Origin of the sequence: Rhizobium sp. BR 315 (assembly GCF_050577975.1) — a bacterium.
GTDB classification, from domain to species: Bacteria; Pseudomonadota; Alphaproteobacteria; order Rhizobiales; family Rhizobiaceae; genus Rhizobium; species Rhizobium miluonense.
In genome coordinates this window covers 1-591 of record NZ_JARWKZ010000166.1, presented here as the reverse complement: position 1 = coordinate 591, position 591 = coordinate 1, and the positions used below count along the sequence as shown (strand labels likewise).

Genomic DNA, 591 nt, shown 5'->3' with positions numbered 1-591 from the left:
ACCAGGCCGCCCAGACGATCAAAGACACCTCCCTTCTGGCGCCAGTCGGCATTGCGGAGCTAGTCTATAAGGGCGAGATCGTTATCTCCGAAACCTTCGCATCCTTCACGATATGGGGCTTCGTCGCGGCGCTTTATTTCGTCATGATCTTCTCCCTGTCGAAGTTCTCATCCTACATCGAGAGGAGGCTTCAAGTTGATAAGCGTTAAAGACCTTCACAAGTCCTTCGGGCAGCATGAGATCCTGAAAGGCATTACCACGCATGTGGAGAATAATGAGGTCGTCGTCGTCATCGGGCCATCCGGAAGTGGCAAGAGCACATTCCTGCGCTGCCTAAATGGGTTGGAGACGCCAACCAGCGGCGACATCGAAGTCGCCGGAATGATGCTGACCGACCCCAAAACCAATATCCACAAGCTGCGCCAGCATGTCGGCATGGTGTTTCAGCAATTCAATCTGTTCAAGCATCTGACGATCCTGGAAAACATCACGATCGGACCACGCAAGGTCAAGAAAGTCGCGCCCGAGGAGGCCGACCGCGTGGCACATGAATTGCTGGCAAAAGTCGGCCTGCGTGGAAAGGAGGCCAAC

At 54.5% G+C, this 591-nt stretch carries 1 protein-coding gene and 1 pseudogene; both read left to right on the top strand.

Going from position 1 to position 591, the window contains the following annotated elements:
• Positions 1-209, top strand: a pseudogene (locus QD409_RS35560) (amino acid ABC transporter permease); the annotation flags it as partial.
• The coding region (locus QD409_RS35555; RefSeq protein WP_430765055.1) for an ATP-binding cassette domain-containing protein at positions 196-591 on the top strand (396 nt) is incomplete at its 3' end. The pseudogene QD409_RS35560 and the gene QD409_RS35555, both read left to right, overlap by 14 nt.